This is a genomic window from Chryseobacterium flavum, assembly GCF_003385595.1.
GTDB classification, from domain to species: domain Bacteria; phylum Bacteroidota; class Bacteroidia; order Flavobacteriales; family Weeksellaceae; genus Chryseobacterium; species Chryseobacterium flavum.
In genome coordinates, this window is the sequence record NZ_QNUE01000015.1 from 42,451 (window position 1) to 57,100 (window position 14,650).

17 protein-coding genes are annotated in these 14,650 nt (G+C 37.2%); 11 read left to right on the plus strand and 6 right to left on the minus strand.

The window, feature by feature from the left end; all coding sequences use genetic code 11:
- Positions 1-29 precede the first annotated feature (29 nt).
- From DRF59_RS16460 to DRF59_RS16475, 4 genes are all read left to right on the plus strand, one after another.
- Positions 30-791, plus strand: a complete 762-nt coding sequence (locus tag DRF59_RS16460; RefSeq protein WP_115962667.1) for an MBL fold metallo-hydrolase — start codon at positions 30-32, stop codon at positions 789-791.
- A 169-nt stretch (positions 792-960) separates the two neighbouring features.
- Complete coding sequence (locus DRF59_RS16465; RefSeq protein ID WP_115962669.1) at positions 961-1,506, plus strand: Crp/Fnr family transcriptional regulator; 546 nt, start codon at positions 961-963, stop codon at positions 1,504-1,506.
- Between the two features lie 43 nt (positions 1,507-1,549).
- On the plus strand, positions 1,550-1,939 hold the full coding sequence (locus DRF59_RS16470; protein WP_115962672.1) for a tautomerase family protein: 390 nt from the start codon (positions 1,550-1,552) through the stop codon (positions 1,937-1,939).
- A 1-nt stretch (position 1,940) separates the two neighbouring features.
- Entirely contained in the window at positions 1,941-2,366 is a 426-nt protein-coding gene (locus tag DRF59_RS16475; RefSeq protein WP_157967468.1) for a cupin domain-containing protein, read from the plus strand.
- Between the two features lie 48 nt (positions 2,367-2,414).
- On the opposite strand, the gene DRF59_RS16480 is transcribed toward DRF59_RS16475, so the two are convergent.
- Together DRF59_RS16480 and DRF59_RS16485 are read right to left on the minus strand one after the other, a co-directional pair.
- On the minus strand, positions 2,415-2,867 hold the full coding sequence (locus DRF59_RS16480; protein ID WP_115962678.1) for an HAD domain-containing protein: 453 nt from the start codon (positions 2,865-2,867) through the stop codon (positions 2,415-2,417).
- Positions 2,867-3,292, minus strand: coding sequence for a hypothetical protein (locus DRF59_RS16485; RefSeq protein ID WP_123873704.1), 426 nt, complete (start codon positions 3,290-3,292; stop codon positions 2,867-2,869). Before DRF59_RS16485 ends, DRF59_RS16480 begins: the two co-directional genes overlap by 1 nt.
- 441 nt (positions 3,293-3,733) lie before the next feature.
- Between DRF59_RS16485 and DRF59_RS16490 the strand changes: the two genes are divergently transcribed.
- Positions 3,734-4,333 (plus strand): SusC/RagA family TonB-linked outer membrane protein, encoded by a 600-nt coding sequence (locus DRF59_RS16490; protein ID WP_115962684.1) that lies wholly within the window; start codon positions 3,734-3,736, stop codon positions 4,331-4,333.
- 85 nt (positions 4,334-4,418) lie between these two features.
- Here DRF59_RS16490 and DRF59_RS16495 read toward each other — a convergent pair whose 3' ends face one another.
- Positions 4,419-4,796 carry a helix-turn-helix domain-containing protein gene (locus DRF59_RS16495; RefSeq protein WP_115962687.1) on the minus strand — a complete coding sequence of 126 codons (378 nt, stop codon included), beginning with the start codon at positions 4,794-4,796 and terminating at the stop codon, positions 4,419-4,421.
- A gap of 212 nt (positions 4,797-5,008) precedes the next feature.
- Complete coding sequence (gene tpx / locus DRF59_RS16500) at positions 5,009-5,581, minus strand: thiol peroxidase (protein ID WP_115962811.1); 573 nt, start codon at positions 5,579-5,581, stop codon at positions 5,009-5,011.
- A gap of 170 nt (positions 5,582-5,751) precedes the next feature.
- Here tpx and DRF59_RS16505 point away from each other — a divergent pair, with 170 nt between their 5' ends.
- A complete protein-coding gene (locus DRF59_RS16505; RefSeq protein WP_115962690.1) occupies positions 5,752-7,380 on the plus strand; it encodes an NADP-dependent glyceraldehyde-3-phosphate dehydrogenase in 1,629 nt (542 codons plus the stop codon).
- A gap of 46 nt (positions 7,381-7,426) precedes the next feature.
- On the opposite strand, the gene DRF59_RS16510 is transcribed toward DRF59_RS16505, so the two are convergent.
- Entirely contained in the window at positions 7,427-8,974 is a 1,548-nt protein-coding gene (locus DRF59_RS16510; RefSeq protein ID WP_115962693.1) for a S41 family peptidase, read from the minus strand.
- Between the two features lie 161 nt (positions 8,975-9,135).
- Between DRF59_RS16510 and DRF59_RS16515 the strand changes: the two genes are divergently transcribed.
- Positions 9,136-10,233, plus strand: coding sequence for an MBL fold metallo-hydrolase (locus DRF59_RS16515; RefSeq protein WP_115962696.1), 1,098 nt, complete (start codon positions 9,136-9,138; stop codon positions 10,231-10,233).
- On the opposite strand, the gene DRF59_RS16520 is transcribed toward DRF59_RS16515, so the two are convergent.
- On the minus strand, positions 10,234-10,521 hold the full coding sequence (locus DRF59_RS16520; protein WP_115962814.1) for a GNAT family N-acetyltransferase: 288 nt from the start codon (positions 10,519-10,521) through the stop codon (positions 10,234-10,236).
- Between the two features lie 385 nt (positions 10,522-10,906).
- On the opposite strand from DRF59_RS16520, the gene DRF59_RS16525 reads away from it, so the two are divergent.
- The 4 genes from DRF59_RS16525 (at position 10,907) to DRF59_RS16540 (ending at position 14,535) form a co-directional block, all read left to right on the plus strand.
- Positions 10,907-11,356 carry a hypothetical protein gene (locus DRF59_RS16525; protein ID WP_115962816.1) on the plus strand — a complete coding sequence of 150 codons (450 nt, stop codon included), beginning with the start codon at positions 10,907-10,909 and terminating at the stop codon, positions 11,354-11,356.
- A gap of 115 nt (positions 11,357-11,471) precedes the next feature.
- Positions 11,472-12,377 carry a helix-turn-helix domain-containing protein gene (locus DRF59_RS16530; RefSeq protein WP_115962699.1) on the plus strand — a complete coding sequence of 302 codons (906 nt, stop codon included), beginning with the start codon at positions 11,472-11,474 and terminating at the stop codon, positions 12,375-12,377.
- Positions 12,378-12,463: 86 nt separating this feature from the next.
- Positions 12,464-13,465: an aldo/keto reductase gene (locus DRF59_RS16535; protein WP_115962702.1), complete on the plus strand. Its 1,002-nt coding sequence runs from the start codon at positions 12,464-12,466 to the stop codon at positions 13,463-13,465.
- 77 nt (positions 13,466-13,542) lie between these two features.
- Positions 13,543-14,535: an MBL fold metallo-hydrolase gene (locus DRF59_RS16540; RefSeq protein ID WP_115962705.1), complete on the plus strand. Its 993-nt coding sequence runs from the start codon at positions 13,543-13,545 to the stop codon at positions 14,533-14,535.
- The last annotated feature ends 115 nt before the right edge of the window (positions 14,536-14,650 follow it).

The following is a 14,650-nucleotide window of genomic DNA, read 5'->3' on the forward strand; positions in this document are numbered from 1 at the left end:
TAAGTTTTTTCCTTTGCTGAAAAAAGAATATGGAAATACAAAAACTAAACTGGGCAGGAATCAGAATTACATCACATGGTAAAACCATTTTAATAGATGCTGTTGAAGATTTTTCTTATTACAAACCTGTTTTGGGAGATGCTGTTGAAGATCTGGTCCGGTTTTCAGATGAGGTAAGGGCGGATTATATCCTGTTTACCCACATGCATCTGGACCACTTTGATAAAAGCATCATCAAGAAATGTCTAAAGGAAGACGGGAAACTGGTGGTATATTCCGGGCTGGAATCTTACGTAAAAAAGTTTGTGGAAAATGTGGATATGGTTGTTCTTGACCTGAATGAAACATTTACGGAAAATCAAATTACCTTTAAACCTGTTTTTGCGATGGATGGAGTAGGAGAAATACAGTCCTCATGGATTGTATCAGACGGAATAACGAAAATCTTTCATGGTGGAGATACCATCTGGCATAATCAGTTCTGGAATCTGGGTAAAGAAAATGAACCGATAGATTATGCTTTTTTACCGGCAAACGGAGTGGTGGTTAATTTTGAAATTATAGGTCTGGAGTACAGCCCCGTTCCGGCTTCCCTTAGCTTGAAAGAAGCTTTTGCAGCAGCCCGCTTACTGCACGCCAGAAAGTTGGTGCCTATTCATTACGGATTATTTGCACATGAAAAATGTTATATTCCTCAATTGTTTGACGACCATGATCTGAAACATTTGTCGGAGGAAATAGGGCAGGAGTATATGATTTTGAAGGACGGAGCGGTGTTGATGGAGGTTTAAATTATGGGACTGGGAGGATTAGAAAAACATTTAAAAAATCAATAATAACGGGCCTGGCCCGTTTTCTTTTGAGATTGATTTCTGGCGAAATTTACAGTTCCTGTGAAACATTAAAACAACTTTGAAACCTTCTTATTTTTTAATAAATTGTACCTATATTTTATAAGATATGCTGCCATACGAATCTTTAGAAAAATTTATAGGAATCAGTACAACCATTACGATAAAGCGGAATGATCATTTTGTGAAAGAGGATGATATCTGCAGGTATATTGGCATTGTAAAAAGTGGTACTCTATATTCTTATTTTGAAGATTCTGATGCTAATATGCTGGTAAATGAATTGTATAGTAAGCAATCTGTTATCACGTCTTATAGAAGTTTTTTAAATGAAATTCCTTCCCCGGCCTATATAAAGGCCTATTCAGATTCGGAAATTTATGCAATCGAAAAAAAAGTATACAGAGAACTGATGCAGTATCAGGAATGGACTTTAGTGTTCAAAGAAATTTCAGATGAATTGTTTACCAATAAATGTTTTAAAGAAACATCATTGATTAAGTTAAAGGCGAGGGAACGTTATCTGGCATTGCTCCGCTGCAGACCTCATCTGGAACAGGATTTTCCTCAGCATCTTATAGCATCATATCTCAAAATTCGCCCTGAAACTTTATCCAGAATTAAAAGTGTTGATCTACATCAAGATCATAAATGATTTTTCTTGCTGATTTTTGTATTGTAACAAATAACAGAATACAATGCCTTTAATCAGAATTACTTTATCAGAAAATTATTCTCAGGAAGAGTGCGGTAGAATTTCCCAGTCGGTTCATAGTGCAATGATTCAGGAATTTAATGTCCCGGAAGATGATTACTTTCACATTATTGAGCAGATAAGTCCGTCACGACTCTTTTTTCCCGATCAATATTTGGGTATGAAGCATGACGCAGGAATTTTATTTATTCAGATCATTGCTTCTACCGGCAGGACCAGAGAACAAAAGCAGAAACTTTATAAAAGTATTGCGACAGAAATTTCGGCTTCTATCAACATAAATCCACAAAACATTATCATTACTCTACTGGAAAACTCCAAAGAAAACTGGTCATTTGGTAATGGCGAACTGCAAAACTTTAATCATATATAAAATGGTAGAGATTGTAAATACAGAACAACTGCTGGAAAGCAGTACAGATGATCAGGTGATAAATCAAAAAGTGGTTTTTCTTACCGGGGATGATAATAATGCCTTTTTTATGATAGAGCTGCAGCCCAATGAAATATTACCAGCCCATTATCATAAAGAAAAAATTGAGATCTATTATATTATGAAAGGGCAGGGAAGAATAACCACAGGAGAATTTAAAAATGAAAAAGTGCTGGATCCTTATGTCCAAAATGTAGAAGAAGGATATACATTTTCAATAAGCCCCAATATGGTGCACCAGATTATTAATACAGGAACAAAACCCCTTTTGATTTTAGCTTCAGCCCCTAAAAGTCATGGCGGCGAAGATAGATATTTTGTAGAATTTGATTTCAACGGAGGAGATCTTCCGGTAGAAGCTGATTGATTTATACATCTCATCTGCCTGGATACCGGATAAATAAAACAGAGCCTATTAATACGCTCTGTTTTCTATTATTTTCTTAATCTCGTGATCATCGTCTAAACCTCTGTATGGACTTGTTAAAACAACTCTGTCCCTGAGGTGTTTGGGCAGACCGTTTAAAGACTTGTCATCATCAATAATGATAATTTCATTAACGTTATAATGTTTAAATTCTACCCATCTTTCAATTTCCTCCCGTCTTGATACGTTATATGAGTTTTCCGTTTCAATGATAGATATGGAAATAAAATGAATACCCCTCTTTTCAAATATCTTCTCCCAATTGTTAATGGTGAACCTATGCCTGTGTGAAGTAGATAGAATAAATTCAGCATTATCAATAGAATTTATGGCAGATACTGCTTTGTAAGCAAATCTGTAGAATCCGTCATCCTCCAGTTCTACTGTTTTATGAGGATTGGCATGAACCATTACACCATCAATATCTAAAAATACTTTCATTATTTAGTATCCAAATCTTTTAAAAAATCATCATTACAGAATTTTCTTGTATCAGGCTGTGCCATATCCCAGTCAAATTCATAATCTACAGAAAACTTTTTGATGTCCCTGTATGGAGGTTGATCACAATGGTTTTTACCCTGGGGGATAACCTCATATTCAAAGCCAGCCATTTCATAGGCTATATACCGATGATTGCCATCAATAATTAAGTTCTCTTCAATATTAACTTTTATTCCTCCAAAATGATGTCCGTAACCAAGCTTTACCCTCCTGTATATTCTTTCTATAACATGTACACAAACCAGTTTTTGAACTGTTTGGTATTTATGATTACCATTAGCCAGAAAATCATCTAACTGCTTATGAAACTCCGGTTTTACATTATCATCTTTCTCAGATAATTTATTTTCATTAGTTATCAAGCCTATTCTTTTGATAAAAGTAAATATAACCACTTATTAATCAAAGTGTTTGTCTTGAAAACTGTGTAAATATAATTATTTTATTACTAATGCAATATTTATACCTTACATTTAAATTAGTATTACTCTATTTCTTTATTATTCGATGAGAGATAATTAATAATTTTTTTTCTTTAATTATTTTGTTTATGATGAATAATAAATGTAGATGTTTATTTTTAAAAGATGGAAAATTGTTTATTATAATTATTATTTAGCATTAAAATATTTATTAAAGAAACAGGTGTGGATGTTGCGGAATTTTTTGATATCTTAATTTTAACATATTAAGGCTCAGAACTGCGAATGGGATTAATTAAAAAACTTTTGTGACTTTGTGGTTAAATTTTACAGGTTTCCAACCCTTTTCATAATAGCAGCATCTTTACTATAAGGATACCTATGAAAATTACCATACCTAAACCATGTCATGAAAACTGGGAAATGATGGCACCCGAAGAAAAAGGAAGATTTTGTTCTGTTTGCTCCAAAACGGTGTATGATTTTACAGCTTTATCAGATCAGGAGCTCATCAATGCTTTTTCGGATCAGGAGGAGAATGTATGCGGACGCTTTAATGAATTCCAGCTCAACAGGGATTTACAATATTCTTTTATTAATGCTCTTTTTATAAAGTTTGCTGTTGGTTTTGTTTTAACTGCCGGAGGTTTTGTTTCTGTGAATGCACAGGAAATAAAACCTAAAGAAATAAGTGTGGCAGAATATCTGGCTGGAACTATTGGTAAAGTAGTAGTTAATGATTCACTTTATAAAAGAAAGCAGATCAGGATTGGTGCTCCTGTAACAAGACCGGAGGCAAAACATATGATTATATTGGATAATAAAAATATCACTAAAGAGGAATTCAGTGCATTAAATCCTGAACGTGTAGAAAGTGTCAGTATTCTTCAGGCTGAAGAAGCCGTTAAAAGATATGGATATAAAGGAAAAGAAGGCGTTATCATCATTACCACCAAAAAGAAATGGAAATCCAAAAAATAAATTTTTCTTTCTGTAAAGGATAAAAAGTAATAACCATGAAAAAGGAAAACTCAGCAGATGCTGAGTTTTTTATCTATAGAGGGGTTTACTGCTTGTTTTTATAAGCTTCAAGCTCTTGGTGTAATCTTTGGTTCTCTTCTTTCAGGAACTCTATAAGATCTCTCTGGCTTTCCAGGAGGAATTCCGGTACATTGCAGTAATAATTACCACTTACATTCCCTATATTATTACTGTTACTATTATTCTCAAAATTATTGATCTGTCTACCTTCCTCTTCCTCATATATTTCCTCTAAAGAAACCTCAAGAAACTTAGCAATTTTTTCCCATTCTTCCTTTCGGATTCCGACTTCTCCTTTTTCTTTCCGGTTATAATTGGAAACATCTGTAGCAAGCATATCAGCAATTTGCTGTTGCGTAATTCCCTTTCTTTTTCTCAGGTTGCGTAGTTTTTCTTTTTGCATGACCGTATTTTCTACAAATATGCAAAATATTAGTCAAAAAAAATAGTCTTATGGAAAGCTTATTCTTACTTATAATGAATTTGTATGGATCGTATTTAAATTTTAAAGCTTATGGTCTATATTAGAATAATTTTTAAAGCTATACTTTGCTGAAATCAAAAAATAAAACCTCCGCACAATGCCGGAGGTTTTTATGCTGAAAAATAGGAAATTTATTTTTTCACTGCTGCAATAGCTGCTTCATAATTTGGTTCCTGCGAAATATCAGGTACCTGCTCTTCATAGATGATATTTCCCGAAGGATCAATCACCACCACCGCTCTGCTGAGAAGTCCTTTCATGGGAGAGTCTATCATTTCCACTCCATAGTTCCATCCGAAATCAGAACGGAAGTCTGAAAGCATCACTACATTTTCAATTCCTTCAGCGCCACAAAATCTTTTCTGGGCAAAAGGTAGATCTTTGGATATGCAGAGAACTACGGTGTTGGGAAGGTTGGCCGCTTCTTCATTGAAATGATGGACGGAAGCAGAACAAACTCCTGTATCTACACTCGGGAAGATGTTCAGGATCACATACCTTCCTTTGTAGGCTTCCAGCGTCTGGTCATTCATATTAACATCTGTAAGGATGAATTTGGGAGCAGGTTTATTGACCGCCGGTAATTTGGAATAAGTACGTACAGGCTGTCCTTTCATCAAAACCGTATTGGCTGTTTTAGCAGTTTGGGCAAAACCGGAAACTGACAGAAAGAATAATGCACTGAAAACTATTTTTGAAAACATTGAAAATTTATTTTTAAACAAAATTATTATTTTTTTAGGAGTCATCATTAATTTTTGTTTAAACAGCTTTCAAATAGAACAAATCTATTAAATGACCTGTTTTAAAATCAATTTTTACATTTACCTTTATTCTTTAAAAACCACATTCAAATTATTAAACGTAAGAAAATATGAGTTCAACTAGCACCCCGTCATTTCAAGATATTTTTAAAAGTGAAAGTGAAATTCCTGAAGAATATAAAGTTCCCGTAATCTATCAGCGGGAATATTTGCTGAATGGTGAACTGGTAGAGTGGAAGGGAGAAGTCCAGAATATATATTCCCCTGTATGTATTCCATCCGGAAACGGGCTGGAACGAAAACTGCTCGGAAGTATTCCGGAAATTGGTCCTGAAGAAGCAATGGAAGTTCTTGATGCCTGTGTAAAAGCGTATGACAACGGTTTAGGCGAATGGCCCACCATGTCGGTAGAAGGGCGGATCAGATGTATGCAGAAGTTTGTATATCTCATGATTCAGCAGAGAGATCTGATTATTAAGCTGCTGATGTGGGAAATCGGAAAAACACTGGCAGATTCTACCAAGGAGTTTGACCGTACTGTAGACTATATCAACCAGACGATTGATGCATTAAAAGACCTGGACAGGGAATCTTCCCGCTTTCAGCAGGCGGAAGGTACCATTGCACAGATCAGAAGGGCTCCGCTGGGTGTTGTTTTAAGTATGGGACCGTTCAATTATCCATTGAATGAGATCTTTACAACACTGATTCCGGCCCTGATTATGGGGAATACGATTTTATTCAAGCTTCCCAAACATGGCGTTCTGGCCCATTATCCGCTGTTGAATGCATTTAAAGAAGCCTTTCCAAAGGGAACGGTAAATACGCTTTATGGAAAAGGATCGGAAATCATTACCCCGATCATGGAAAGCGGAAAAGTGAATGTACTGGCGTTCATAGGTTCCAGTAAAGTAGCGAACGGATTAAAGAAACTACATCCGAAAGTAAACCGGTTAAGAGCCATTCTGAGCCTTGATGCTAAAAATGCAGCGATTGTAACGAAGCATGCAAATCTGGATGTTGCGGTAAGTGAGTGCATCCTTGGAGCTTTATCCTTCAACGGCCAGCGCTGTACTGCTTTAAAGCTGATTTTTGTACAGAAAGAAGTGGCTGCAGAATTTACGTCCAGATTAAGTGAAGCTGTTTCAGCACTGAAACCAGGACTTCCATGGGAAAAAGATGTGAAGGTTACTCCGCTTCCGGAAGTCAGTAAACCTCCTTATCTGAAAGAATGTATAGAAGATGCTTTATTGAAGGGAGCAGCAGTTTTAAATAAAAACGGAGGATATACAGAAGAATCTTTTGTATTTCCGGCCGTGGTATATCCGGTAAACAGTGATATGAGGCTGTATCATGAAGAGCAGTTCGGGCCGGTAATTCCTGTAGTGCCATTTGAAGATATAAAAGAGCCTATAGAATACCAGGTGAATGCTTCACATGGGATGCAGGTAAGTATTTTCAGTGAAGATCCAGAGGAGGTGGCAAGGTTGATTGATCCGTTTGTAAATCTGGTAAGCCGTGTCAATATCAATTGTCAGGCTCAGCGCGGCCCGGACGTTTTCCCCTTCACAGGAAGAAAAGACAGCGCGGAAGGAACACTCTCCGTATTTGATGCTCTCCGTTCATTTTCAATACGGTCTCTGGTAGCCGCTAAACTTACCGATGCCAACAAAGAATTATTGAATACCATTGTCAGGGATCATGATTCCAATTTCCTGAGTACAGATTATATTTTCTGAACAAGTATTAAAATATTTCGGCGGGCTAAGAGCCCGCCGAAATATTTTAACGTTTTTTTACAGAGCGCTTTTCTTTTTCCTTTGCAATTGTATTCCGGATCCAGTCCAGCTGAGGGTCTTTTTTATTAATAATATCCTGCATGCTTTCCTTAACGATCACATCAGGAACTACTCCTTTTTTACTGTCAGACATGTTGATATTAGGCTGTACCAGAAGCAGTCCGATAGGAAACCTGATCTTGGAATTGGGAAGCTTTTGGTAAGAATAAAACCCTGCTACAGTACCGTCATTAGCCCCTCCTGTTTCTTCTCCTACGAGAATGGCTCTTTTATCATTTTTAAGTTTGGCTGTAATAATGGAAGAGGCAGAAAAGCTTCCTCCGTTGATCAGTACAAAAACTTTCCCGTGGAAGGCTTCTTTATTGGGTTTTGTAGGTTTATCCACCCTCATTTTATAAAACACTTTTCCATCCTTTTTATAGGTGCTGAAAGCCTGCGCAAAAAAGTAGCTTGGATAAACGATACTCTTTAAAGCATATTCAAAGGGAGAACTTTTCCTGAAATAGTTGGTTTTAAGCGGAGTGGTTTTTGATGTGACCTGTGATGGTCTGATCAGGGTGAAAGGTTGGTCAGCCAGATAGGAGTACAGGTTATTGATCTCGTGTAGTGATCCCCCATAGTTGTTTCGTACATCTATGATAAGGTAAGGAGATTTTGCATTCCTGATCTTTGCAAAAGTCTCTTTATAAAACCGGTTTGAATATTCCCTGGAAAAACTTTTTACTTTTATATAAGCAATGGTACTGTCTTTATCCAGAAATTTAAAGCTTCTGTTATACGAATTGCTGGAAGCTACATAATCATTTATTTTCCTTTCCTGGGTTCTTTTTTTCATTTCCTTATCTTTTTCAAGATCTGATTCGGATTTAGACTCCCGGTGTAAGGTGATGGTATTCTTTTTTCCTTTGTAGAGGGTTTCAATTATGGCAGAATCAGAAAGCCCGTTTTCTGCTGTATAGAAATTGAAAAACAGATCTTTCAGATAATAAGCATGGAAAGTAGTATTATAACCGTCACTGCTGATCAGGTTTCTGTATTTTCGGATATATTCTGAAACAGGAATACTATTGATGGTTAGAACTTCAGTCCCCGGCTTTATATTTTCTATACCATCCCTATTTTCTATAATAAACATTCTGTCCCGCTTTACATAATATTCAAAACGGCTGAACAACCCCTTCTGCTGTTCAAAATTTTTAATTTCCTGCCTGGTAAATTTCTTTCTGGGAATCCTCAGGGAAAGATGCCCTTCTCTGATACTGGCAATCACGGGCTGAAACCGGAAATAAAACTGAAGGGGGGTAAGAGGTTCATTAAGCGTTTGTTTGAGACTATCAAACTTACGGTCCAGCTCCTGTTTGGAGATATACCAATACAAGTGGGGATGCATTTTTTCAAGCTTTGAATAGGCATAATCCACATCTTCTTTAAGCTGTTCCGGTTCAATACACGAAGCCCGCTGCTCATTATGTTTTTTAATGGAAGAGCATGACCAGAGTACAGCCAGAAGTAAAATTACCGGGTAATTTTTCAATGTCTTTGAGTTTTTTCAGGCTGCTAAAATAAAAAGATTAAAAATAATCATCACTTAAATGAATGATAAAATTTAAGAATTTTAGTTAAAAAATAAAGCAATACAGTTTATATTTTTCCTATCCCTGAAAAGTTAATACATTTGATGTTATTTTTATACAGATGATGTATTGGGTTATTACAATAATTCTGATCCTTGTTGCAGGCTACTTTCTGGTGATCAATATGAAAGCATTCGGTGCGGTGCCAAAAGGAAAACGATTGGAACGTATCAGAAAATCGAAACTTTACCGGGATAAGCAATTTCAGAATATCAGCTATACACCTTCTCTGGCGGAAGGTTACAAAATGTCAAAGGTTACCTATGACTTTTTTCTGGGAAAAAAAGATCCGTTACTGAAACCTCTAAAAGATATACCTTCTGTACATACAGATCTGAGCAGCATTAATAAAAGCAGGGATGTATTTATATGGTTAGGGCATTCCTCTTATTATATTCAGACGGATGGGGTTTCTTTTCTCATTGATCCTGTACTTAGCTCTTACGGTTCTCCTTTTAAATTTTTCAATAAAGCATTTAAAGGCTCCGATATTTTTAAACCTGAGGATATTCCGGCTCTGGATTATCTTATCATTACCCATGATCATTTTGATCATCTGGATTATCCTACGGTAAAAGCCATCAGGGAACGAACGGGTGCAGCAGTTGTCCCGTTAGGGGCAGGAGCACATCTGGAAAGATGGGGATATCCCGGGGATAAGCTTATTGAAGAAGAGTGGGGTGCAGAAGTGGAACTGAAAAATAATATAAAGATCATTTTTACCCCTGCCAGACACTTTTCCGGGAGAGGGGTAAAACAGAATAATACCCTCTGGGCCTCTTACGTACTGATCACGCCGAAAAGACGGGTTTTCTTAGGAGGAGACAGTGGCTATGACTCCCATTTTAAAATGATCGGAGAAAAATATGGACCCTTTGATTATGCTATACTGGAGAACGGGCAATATGGAGAAGCATGGCGGTATATTCACACACTTCCTGAAGATGTAATCCGGGCAGCTCTTGACATCAATGCAGAATATATTATTCCGGTGCATGCTGCCAAATTTGCATTGGCTTTACATCCCTGGAATGAGCCTCTGCAAAAGATAACCCGCTTAGGAAAAGAAAATAAGCAGTCTGTCCTGACCCCGATGATCGGGGAGGTAGTGGATCTGAACAGCTCGGATCAGCAGTTCTGTATTTGGTGGGAGGACTGATCAGGCATGCCAGATATTCTTATATCTTGTAGGATGATTCTCAAACTGCTGACGCACAAAATCACATTCCGGATCTACCAGCAGATCTTTTTCTTCTGCATACCGTACCAGCTCATCAAGTAAAAGCTTGGCATATCCCTGGCCTTCACGGTTTTCATCCAGTTTGGTGTAATATACAATCAGTAGTCTCCCGTCAACCTCTATAGACATATAGCCCACTTTTTTATCATCGATGAGCAGTTGTAATTCATCCTGGTATGGAGATACTTTGAACTTTATATTTTCCATAATTATTGAGATTTGGTGGATTAATGATTTACAGGAGATGCTAAAAAGCATTCTCTTCTTTAAAATTACAAATTTTAATCTTATGAAATTAAATATTTGGGGTAATCTTAACGAATTTTATAATATAAATACAAAAATATTGATAATGAGGAATCTGTCCCCGAATCATAAATCTTTCCTTTAAAAATGTGTTTAAAATATGCTGTTTAATAATTATAAACATTGAAGCGGGTCTTTTTTGATAAATTACATGGAGGAATCGGTTGTAAAATATCTTTCAGAAAATCAGTGTTTTATGGTTTTTGTTAACAAACATTAGCAGTTTAAAATAAAAAATGGCACTTTAATTGACTATGTCATGATGTTTAATTCTAAAGTGGATGAAATGAAAAAAATTTTGTTAACAGCATTTTTTATCGGGACTTTTAGCCTGAGTTATGCTCAATCAGATTATTATAACGATTACAGAAGAAGTATTACAGATATCAACTGGCAGAGAGTAGTTACTGACCTTGTGCTCTCGGCAGCACAGGCCAATCAGATTTATGCTCTGAATGACAGGTATCATGATTATAATACATGGAACCGGGTATATGTAGTAGAGCCGGGAAGATGGAGAGATGACCGGTATTCGGAATTGGAAAGAATCCTGGGAAGAGAAAAATATATACTCTTTAAAAAGAAGTATTACAGGGGTCAGAATCCTGTCATTGTTTACGGAAGAAATAAGAACGACTATAAAAAATACCGTAAGCAGCAGGAGAAATATTACAAAGAACGTTCCAAGTATTATAAAAAGCAGCACAATCATCATGATCATGATGATTGGGATTAGACCATTATCAACTATATATATTCACTTTTAAGCGGCTGGCATCTATGTCAGCCGTTTTATTTGTCAGGCAATTGTTTTTATAAGTATATTTGTTTGAATTTTATAATTTAAGATTATGGAGCCCAAAGAATCATTAGAAGGCTTTTATCAGAGGAATGCTTCCAGACTGGGACCTCAGTGTCTGGGCACTCATGGAATGGGGCATTTCAATGTGTTTTCACGGGAATATTGTTCAACTGTAGCTCCTTACAGCAGGAGGGATTATTACAAAATTTCACTGATTATAGGAAAAGGAAGGCTTCATTATGCCAATAAATGGATCCAGGTGGACCAGCCGGCTTTATTATTTTCCAATCCTGTTATTCCATACTCCTGGGAATCTGATAGTGAAGAACAGAAAGGGTGGTTCTGCCTGTTTACAGAACAGTTTTTACAGAATGGAAGCCGGTGGGGAAACCTTCAGGATTCTCCGCTTTTTAAGATTGGGGGAACACCGGTTTTCTTTGTAGGGGAAGATCATCAGAAAATACTCTCCGATCTTTTTTCAAAAATGATGACTGAAATTCAATCGGATTATGTTCATAAGTATGATATGCTCAGGGCATACCTTTACCTGATGATCCATGAGACAATGAAAATGCATCCTGCAGAAAGTTTTGAACCTTATCAGAATGCTTCACAACGGGTTGCCTCCTTGTTTATGGAACTTCTTGAAAGGCAGTTTCCTATAGACAGCCCTGATGCATTCCTGAAATTAAAAACCCCAAATGATTATGCGCAGAGTCTTTCTATTCATGTAAATTCCTTAAATAGGTCCGTGAAGGAAATTACCGGAAAAACCACCAGTCAGCAGATTACCACAAGAATTATTCAGGAAGCCACGGCGCTGTTGAAACATACCGACTGGAATATTGCCGAAATTGCCTATGGGCTGGGATTTGAGGAACCGGCTTATTTTACGAATTATTTTAAGAAACAAACCGGAATAACCCCGAATGCTTTAAGAATGAGTCTTGTTTGAATTTTATAATTCTTGGTTTGAATTCTATAGCAGAAGTGATGATTTCATACTCTAATTTTGTTTTGTAAAATTATAAACCAAACATCATGAAATTTAAAAAGTTAGGAAACACAGGCGAGCAGCTTTCCGCAATAGGACTAGGCTGTATGGGAATGAGTTTTGCTTATGGTCCCGCAGATGAGCAGGAAAGCATCAATACATTACACCGGGCATTGGATTTGGGCGTTAACTTCTGGGATACGGCCGATATGTATGCTGATGGGGAAAATGAAAAACTGATCTCCAAAGTTCTGGTTCCAAACCGGGATAAGATTTTTATTGCCACCAAATTCGGATTCAGGTTTAAAGATGGAAAAGCCAGTCACAGCGGAGCCCCGGGCACCTATTTTGATGGTTCACCTGAATGGATCAGGCAGGCGGTAGATTTAAGCCTTCAAAGACTGAAAATTGATACGATTGATCTGTACTACGCCCATAGGATAGATCCTAATGTTCCGGTTGAGGAAACGGTAGGAGCAATGGCAGAGCTGGTAAAAGCAGGAAAAGTGAAGTATATCGGGCTTTCAGAAGCTTCAGCAGAATCCATCCGTAAAGCAAATGAAATTCACCCGGTTGCTGCCTTACAGTCAGAATATTCAATTCTTACAAAGGACATTGAAAAAGAGATCCTTCCTGTGATCAGAGAGCTCGGGATTACTTTAGTTCCTTATTCTCCATTAGCAAGAGGTCTTTTTTCCAATATCAATGAAGTGCAGAATTTCGGGGATGATGATTTCCGGAAGTCATTACCGCGTTATCAACAGGAAAATATTGAAAATAATATCCGTCTGGCCAATGAGATCAATGAATTTGCTGCTTCCAAAGGCGTAAAAGGAACTCAGCTGGCATTGGCATGGGTACTGAACCAGGGAGATGATATTATTCCGATCCCGGGAACCAAGAGAATCAAATACCTGGAAGAAAACATTGAAGCAGTGAACATTGAGCTTACCCCTTCAGATCTGGATACCATAGATGCCATTCTTAAAAAATACCCTAATGTGGGAGAAAGATATAACGAAGGGTCTATGAAATTGGTCAATAACTAAGAACAAACAGTACAAGCTGGGTTTCTGAATGAAAGAAGCCCTGTTTTTTTGAACATAACACAAAATCACTTGTCAATATGAATAGAAGAGAACTGATAAAAAACGGGTTACTCGCAGGTACATTAAGTTTTGTTCCCTTTTCCGGAGTCTTTGCTGAAGAAAAGAAGATTACTGAAAAAAATAAGGAAGACCTTTCCGGCTTTAAAAAGATTCAGCTGGGAGACCTGCAACTATTTATTCTCACAGACGGATACATTCATGAAACCAACCTGAACTCTTTTGCACCGAGAGGAAACCTTTCTGAACTGAAAGCTATTCTCAAAGACAGTTTCAGATCTGAGGATTTTATTGATATGGCGATGAATATCCTGCTGGTTAAAACGAAGAACAGGCTGATCCTGATGGATACCGGGATGGGAATATTTGCCGATGAAAGGACAGGTTTCCTTTTGAGAAGCCTACAGAAGGCAGGATTTTCACCAAAAGATATTACAGAGGTGTTTATTTCCCATGCACATCCGGACCACATAGGAGGTGCAGTAGATAAACAGAACAATCTTGTTTTTCCCAACGCTGATATTTTTATCTCAAAAGTGGAGTACGATTTCTGGAAAAGTACTTCCGTGAAAGATTTTAGCAACAGTGGGTTAAAAACACAGCCTGATCTTCTTAACCAGATTATTCCGGCAGTTCAGAATATATTGAAGACCATCCGTCCGAAAATAAAGTTTTATGATCTGAACAATACTTTGTATGATCATTTCAACTTTCAGCTGGCACCGGGGCATACTCCCGGCTTAACAGTTACCACCATATCTTCAGGCAATGAAAAACTGATGTATGTTGCGGATCTTATTCATTCAGATGTGATTCTCTTCCAGCATCCTGAATGGGGATATTTTGGAGATACCGATCTGGATATCGCAGCAGCCTCAAGAAAGAACCTTCTTCAGCAGCTGGCAGAAACTAAAACAAGAGCTTTTGCTTACCATTTGCCCTGGCCGGGGCTGGGATTTACAAAGAAAAGCGGAGCCGCATTTGAGTGGATTCCAGAAGGCTTTATGAATTAATCTTACAATATAATATAATGATCCCTGTCTTTTCCTTATCCGGAGTGCGGCAGCTAAAGACTGAAGGGACAAAAACATATCCTCCCTGGCAATGGGAGGATATATTGTATACATG